Source organism: Paenibacillus sp. sgz302148 (genome assembly GCF_056120465.1).
Map to the genome: position 1 here is coordinate 352,473 of NZ_JBVYOJ010000004.1, position 6,596 is coordinate 359,068.

General features: G+C 53.9%; 5 protein-coding genes. 2 read left to right on the plus strand and 3 right to left on the minus strand.

The window, feature by feature from the left end; genetic code table 11:
- Window positions 1-90 precede the first annotated feature (90 nt).
- From AC0LWM_RS08790 to bshC, 3 genes are all read right to left on the minus strand, one after another.
- Complete coding sequence (locus tag AC0LWM_RS08790; protein ID WP_474674532.1) at window positions 91-1,191, minus strand: DUF4349 domain-containing protein; 1,101 nt, start codon at window positions 1,189-1,191, stop codon at window positions 91-93.
- A gap of 150 nt (window positions 1,192-1,341) precedes the next feature.
- A complete protein-coding gene (locus tag AC0LWM_RS08795) occupies window positions 1,342-2,604 on the minus strand; it encodes an adenosylhomocysteinase (RefSeq protein WP_474674533.1) in 1,263 nt (420 codons plus the stop codon).
- A gap of 47 nt (window positions 2,605-2,651) precedes the next feature.
- Entirely contained in the window at window positions 2,652-4,280 is a 1,629-nt protein-coding gene (bshC, locus tag AC0LWM_RS08800) for a bacillithiol biosynthesis cysteine-adding enzyme BshC (RefSeq protein ID WP_474674534.1), read from the minus strand.
- Window positions 4,281-4,547: 267 nt separating this feature from the next.
- Between bshC and AC0LWM_RS08805 the strand changes: the two genes are divergently transcribed.
- Both AC0LWM_RS08805 and AC0LWM_RS08810 read left to right on the plus strand, forming a co-directional pair.
- Entirely contained in the window at window positions 4,548-5,162 is a 615-nt protein-coding gene (locus tag AC0LWM_RS08805) for a TetR/AcrR family transcriptional regulator (protein WP_474674535.1), read from the plus strand.
- A gap of 110 nt (window positions 5,163-5,272) precedes the next feature.
- A partial coding sequence (locus AC0LWM_RS08810) for an alpha/beta fold hydrolase (protein ID WP_474674536.1) occupies window positions 5,273-6,596 on the plus strand: 1,324 nt, incomplete at its 3' end.

Consider the following 6,596-nt stretch of genomic DNA (forward strand, 5'->3'; position numbering starts at 1 on the left):
CCACTTTGTTTCTAGTATTCGCCACGCAAAACAAAAATCCTGCTTCGCGGCAGGATTTTTCGCAACATATTTTATGTTGTTAATAAACGTTCACATTTTCGATTCATCCTTATGTTGTAAGGACTCCGAGGTTTTGTCCCCGCCGCTCGGCAACGAATTATCCGTTTGTGGGAGAGAGTGGGGGGAAGTCTCTATTTTTTGATCGTTTTCGGTATGAATTTTACGAATTGAGCGAGATTTTCGTACAATCCAATAAATCGGAAAGCCAAAAACGACCAAAATGGCGAGCACAGGCAGAGAGGCGACAAGAAGCAAAACGAGCCACTGCAAAAAGTCGAATACGAAGTTGGCGCTTGATTGCAGCGTACCCGTCATCCTTTCCCAGAACGGCTGACCTTCTTCGCTCAGTGCGGAAGCGGGTTCCAATCGCTGGTACATACGCAGCTCGATCGTGGAGAACGCAACATTCTGATCAAGATAACGAATCCGCCCTTGGATCCGCTCCATTTCTTCTTGAACCGCACCAAGCTCGGACGAAAACCGGACGAGGTCATTCGCTCCCGTCGCTTTTTCCATAAATGCGAGCAATCGTGCCTCCACGACTTTTTTCGCTTTCAGACGCGCTTCGAGATCGACATACTCCTCGGTCACATCCGTTCCTTGCATGGACCGCTGAAAATCGATATGCTTGATTTTTTCCATCTCGGTAATGAACGACATAAAACCGCCCGAAGGGATTTTGACTGTAAACGAACCCCCAAGCTCAGACGTGGACTTCGTGTCGGCAAACTGGAGAATGTAACCGCCCGACAAGTGAATTAAGTTCCGCAGATCCGTCTGCGCTTTGTTGTAATCTTCCACCTCCATCGTCAAGTTCGCCCGATAAATCAACTTGCGGTTTAATCCGTCTGCATCCGCGGCGATCGGCTGAGAGCTCCCTCCGATCGACTCCTTATCCGATGCGGTTCCGGTGTAATCAACAGTGTCGGAAGCCATCTCGGACTTTGTCTGCTCTGCGGCAAGCGTTTGTTCCGCAGGCGCGGTATCGCTCATCTTGCCGTCCGCTTTCCCGGTCGACGCCTTTGAATCTTCGTAGCTGCTGCAACCGACGACCAATGCCAGTATCGCAAAAAACGCAAAAGCGAGCCAGCATCCTTTGAACGCGTAGATTTTGTTTTTGTTTTTGTGCATCGACGATCCCCCCCTTTTGTTTGGTTGCTTCAATCTATTGACGCAACCAAAATATGGATTGTTACGCAAAAAGGTGGCGAGACGAAAAAAAATAGCGGCATATCCTCCGGAAGGATACACCGCTTATTTTTTAAGCAAGAACCGGTTCGCTTAATGCTCCGCCCAGCTGTCCAAATAAGCTTTTTGCTCGTCGGTCAGCTTGTCGATGGAAGTGCCTAGCGAAGCCAGCTTGTAACGCGCAACCTGCTCGTCAAGCTCGTAAGGAACGTTGACCACCTTGTTGCCGATCGCTTGATATTGCTCGTTCACGTATTTCAGTGACATTGCCTGCAAGGCAAACGTCATATCCATAATTTCGGCCGGATGTCCGTCGCCCGCAGCCAAGTTCACGAGACGGCCTTCCGCCAGCAAATAAAACTTGCGGCCGTCGTTGATTTGATATTCTTCAATATTGCGGCGAACCGTCCGTTTGGAGACGGAAATCGCATCGAGGTCCGGTTTGTTCACTTCCACGTCGAAGTGGCCCGCATTGGACAAAATCGCGCCGTCCTTCATTACCTTGTAGTGCTCGCCGTTGATCACATCGCGGTTGCCGGTTACCGTCACGAAGAAATCGCCGATTTTGGCCGCTTCGATCATCGGCAGGACGGTGAATCCGTCCATATAAGCTTCGACCGCTTTGATCGCGTCGATCTCGGTCACGACAACGTTTGCGCCAAGTCCTTTCGCGCGCATCGCAACCCCTTTGCCGCACCAGCCGTAGCCGACGACGACGACGGTTTTGCCCGCGACGACAAGGTTGGTCGTCCGGTTAATGCCGTCCCATACGGATTGGCCCGTACCGTAGCGGTTGTCGAACAAATATTTGCAGAACGCGTCGTTGACGGCAACCATCGGGAATTTCAGCCGGCCTTCCTTCTCGAGCGCTTTCAGGCGCAAAATGCCCGTTGTCGTTTCTTCCGCCCCGCCGCGCACTTGGGCAAGCAAATCCGGACGTTCGGAATGCAAAATCGTGACGAGATCGCCGCCGTCGTCGATTATCAGATCCGGTTTCGTTTCCAGCGTTTTAACCATCAATTCCTTATATTCCTGCGGATCGGGATTGTACTTGGCAAACACCGTAATTCCGTCTTCCACAAGCGCCGCGCATACGTCGTCCTGCGTCGAAAGCGGATTGCTGCCGGTAATCGTCACTTCCGCGCCGCCGGCTTGAACGACCTTCGCCAAATAAGCGGTTTTTGCTTCCAAATGGAGCGAGATCGCAACTTTCAGCCCTTTGAACGGCTGTTCCTTTTCGAATTGCTCGCGGATCTTGTTCAAGACAGGCATGTGGGCGTTAACCCAATCGATTTTTAAATGTCCTTCCGGCGCAAGCGTCGGGTCGGCGATAATGCTATTTGTTTTTGCAGTCATAGACGGGCTCCTCTCACTATGTTTCTTCCAGATTAAAATGCGAAATCTTATAAGTAAACGATCGTATGCAGCGATTGAGGCGACGCATCCAATAACCCATGCAGCCACCCGTCGCCGTAACGGTTTAAATAAGCATACATATTATACACTCTTTCCTGCAATTTACCCAGGGGCATCAGTGACAGCCGAATCCGCTCCAGCTGCCGGAGCGCGGCGTCGTGCCGGATCCGGAAAGCATCGTTCGCTTTCCCTTGCAAATACTTGATTTGCTCGAGAATTTTGTGACGGTTCGTCTCTCCTAGCTTGCCAATAGCCGGCTGCACGCCTGCGATCAGCTCGATCAGCGGTTTGTACATATCGTCGAACCGCGACTTCACTTCGGCGAATCGCTCATCCAGGTGCAGATCGTCCTGGCTGTTCAACCATTCCTGCAGCTTCTCTTCGAATCGGTATAGAACGTCGTCGAAGGACAAAGCATATTTCGCCATATGTTTCTGCACCGTTCCGTCAACGAGCGTGTACTCGTACCGCGGCGTAATGACCGGCATTTGCATGCCGAACGCGCGGAAGGCTTCGCGGGTCAACGCCCAATAGGCAATTTCCCCTGGGCCTAGCACAACCGAGAGCACGGGCAGAAGATAGTCCTGCATCAGCGGACGCGTCATCACGTTATTGCTAAATTGGCCCGGCTCCCGATGAGCCAGCTCGAGCAGCTCACTCTTGCCGACCGATACCCGGTCCCGCCGATCGGAGAACCGTTCGCCATCCTCGGATTTATATAAGAGCAACCGCGTTTCGTCATGAAAATAAAATAGGTTCGCACAGCCGGGCTGCACGTCGGCTTGCGCTTCATAGCCAAGGTTTTCGATATTCCGTTTGGCGGCGAACAAGGCGTGCTCGATCTCATCGTTGCGAGAGATCAGCCTTGCGAACATATCGCCTTCCAAGGCGCGGATCTCAAGCGCATCGGAATCAAGCAGCACGAGTCCGTATCTGCCGAACAATTGGACCATAATACGGGCGAAGCTGTCGGACAGCGTCTTCGAAGCGCCGGTAATTTCGCGAAGCTGAGCCATGAGCTGCGGCTTGAATTCGGAATCCATCAGCGATTCGTCCAATTGCCTGAGCGCATCCTCCCACGCCGCCGCATCGATCGGCAGACGGCTAATCGCGTTTTTGCTTCCGTTCGGATGGTCGATCTTCAGCTTCTGCACTTGCAGCTCTCCGGATAACGAATAGATATGATTCACTTCATCAAAATCATGATCTTCGCCCGCAATCCAGAATATCGGAACGACCCGGCGTCCGAGACGCTGCTCCGCCTCTCGAGCCGTGCGAATGATCGTAATCGCCTTATACAGAACGAGGAGCTGGCCCGTGAACAACCCGGCCTGCTGTCCGCCGACAACGGCAAGCGTCCGGTCGTCCTCCAGAGCGTCGATCGCTTCGTGAGCAAGCGATGTGTTGCCGATGCTCGCATTATATTGCCGGAGCGCAGCGGCGAGACGGCTGCGGCCGACGCGGGTCTCTGCCGAACGGTCGAGCCACTCGGCGCGCGGAGTCCACGATTCGGGCGTCGGCGCGTACTCGTACAATCCGCTAACCTTCTCGAATTGCGAGACATAATCTTCGGAAATCGGCTGATTCCGCCTTATATAAAACGGTTCCCCGTTCATCGTGCACCTCCTGGAACTATATATCTCGTAACTATAAAGAAAAGCTTCTGATCGAAGTTAATCGGTGAAGATACATTCGTGTCTAATCGGAAACTTTTCTTGGTACAGAAAAGTTCTCCTTCGCTCGACGCATAAGCGAACTTTAACTTTCTGTAACTTTCAAAATGATTGTACCTCTCTTTTGCCTTGTACGTCAAAGACGCTTTTGAAAAAAACATCGGGCTGACCGTTTGACATCGATATGATTAGTACTGTATAGTTCTAGTCATGACAAACAGATCAAACAAATCAACCAAAACGAATGCCGCACAGCCGTCAAACCGCAAGCATGTCGTCGAAGTTGCGGCGCAGCTCTTCCTGCGCGGCGGATACGCCCATACGAGCATGGACGACGTCATGCGCGAAAGCCGCGTTTCGAAATCGAACATTTATTATCATTTCAAAAGCAAGGAGGAACTGCTTCTCGCCGTCGTCGAATATTGGGCGTTTACGTATGAATCGGCGCTAACGGCGCTTCTGGAGCAGCCCGATCGCACCGTCGAGGAACGCACCCTCTTATTCCTGGCGGCGCTGGCGGATGGATTCGCCGTTCGCAATTGCCAGGGCGGCTGCCCTTTTGTATCGTTATACGTGCAAAGTCCGGAGCAAGCATCGCAGGTGAAGGCTCGTATCTCGCGTTTTTTTGCCGAGCTGAAGCCAAACCTCGAAAAGCTGTTCCGCCAGGGAATCGGCTCGGGTGAATTTCGCCCGGATTTGGATGCGGCTGCGGTTTCCATGTTGTTTCTTGCCGCATTGGAAGGCGCACTCGTATTGGCCGAAACGACTTCGGACCTATCGATCATTCAACAAACCGGCCGATCGTTTTTCAAATTGCTTCGTTAACGAAGCGTATTTTTTTGAAATCGAATAGTACTACTCAGTACTAATTTTCGATATCATATCGTTTTTACCGGGAAGTCGGAAGTTCTACCAATTCATCGGAGGTTGATCTTATGGTTATTTTCATGACGGGAAGTACGGGATTTATCGGCAAAGAAACGTTAAAGCAGTGGGCCGTCCGGGAGGAAACGGGAACGCTTCTGCTGCTAGTGCGTTCTGTTGGCAAAGCGCAGCGAATGCTATCGGATATCGGTTTATCCGGCCGCCAACATATTCGCCTTCTGCAAGGCGACTTGTCCGCGCCGGGGCTCGGATTAAGCGCCGACGACACGGCGCTGGCGATGACGGCGGACGTTATCGTTCATGCCGGAGGAGCGATGGACATTACGCTGGAAAACGACGCCGCGCGGCAAACCTTCCTGGAGGGTGCGCGGCATCTCGCCGAATTAGCCGAGCGGATTCATCGCTCCCGAGGATTGCGGCATTTTATACATGTCGTCGGCTATATGAGCCCTTTCCACGACGGAAACGTCGATCCGAAGGCCGATGTTCTGCGCATGGATCGATTTATGGAGAACGATGGCGCCTATGAAAGAATGAAATTTCTCGCCGATCTGTACATCCGGCAGCAGTCGCTCCGGCACGGTTATCCCCTGTCCGTCGTCAACCCGAGCACCGTTGTTGGCGCCAAGCCGACAGGCGTGACGGAGCAAACAGGCGGCCTCGGCATTCTCGTTCATGCGGTGCGCCGCCGTCTGATGCCGCTTGTGCCGGGAGGCCCGGATCATTGGGTGCCGCTGGTCGCGAACGACGTTGTCGCCCGCGTGATCGTTCACTTGGCCTGTGAGAAAGCTCCGACCGGCGGCACTTATAATATGCTCGGCGATAAAGAAGCTAGCCCGAATATGAACGAGCTGCTTGGTACAATCGCCCGCGAATTGCGGATGCCGGTTCCGCGAATGTCCGCTCCCGTCGGCATGCTGCATGCCGTCATGAATACGGGACTTGGCCGGTTGACGGGCATCCCCGCGGAATCGCTGGCCTTCATTACGAACCGGTCGTTCCGTACCGAAGAGGCGAAGCAATTGCTCGGGCGGATGGGCTCCGAGCATGATTTTGACATCCGCGATGTACTGCCGTTCGTTATCGCCGATCTGGATTACCGACTGTTGAACCCCGCTTATGCCGATCCGGCCGGATTCAGCCGCCGTCGCGCCGGAAGGCTGGCGGCGCTCGTACGCGAAGGCACGGGCACGCCGTGGTTGATCGTGCACGGCTTGCTCGGCGGCGCCGACGATTTCGCGCCGCTGGCCGAACGGCTGCACGCGCTGAGCGGCGCGCCGGTGTGGCTGCTCGACCTGCCCGGCTTCGGCAGGTCGCCGTCGCCTGCGGCGGGAGGCGCGCTCGATGCTTGCGCCGCCGCCGTGTGCGATGCTG

What these genes read in the sequence shown, in the direction of transcription:
- AC0LWM_RS08790 (WP_474674532.1), bottom strand. Translation starts at nt 1,191, where the DNA reads ATGCACAAAAACAAAAACAAAATCTACGCGTTCAAAGGATGCTGGCTC.
- AC0LWM_RS08795 (WP_474674533.1), bottom strand. Translation starts at nt 2,604, where the DNA reads ATGACTGCAAAAACAAATAGCATTATCGCCGACCCGACGCTTGCGCCG.
- bshC (WP_474674534.1), bottom strand. Translation starts at nt 4,280, where the DNA reads ATGAACGGGGAACCGTTTTATATAAGGCGGAATCAGCCGATTTCCGAA.
- AC0LWM_RS08805 (WP_474674535.1), top strand. Translation starts at nt 4,548, where the DNA reads ATGACAAACAGATCAAACAAATCAACCAAAACGAATGCCGCACAGCCG.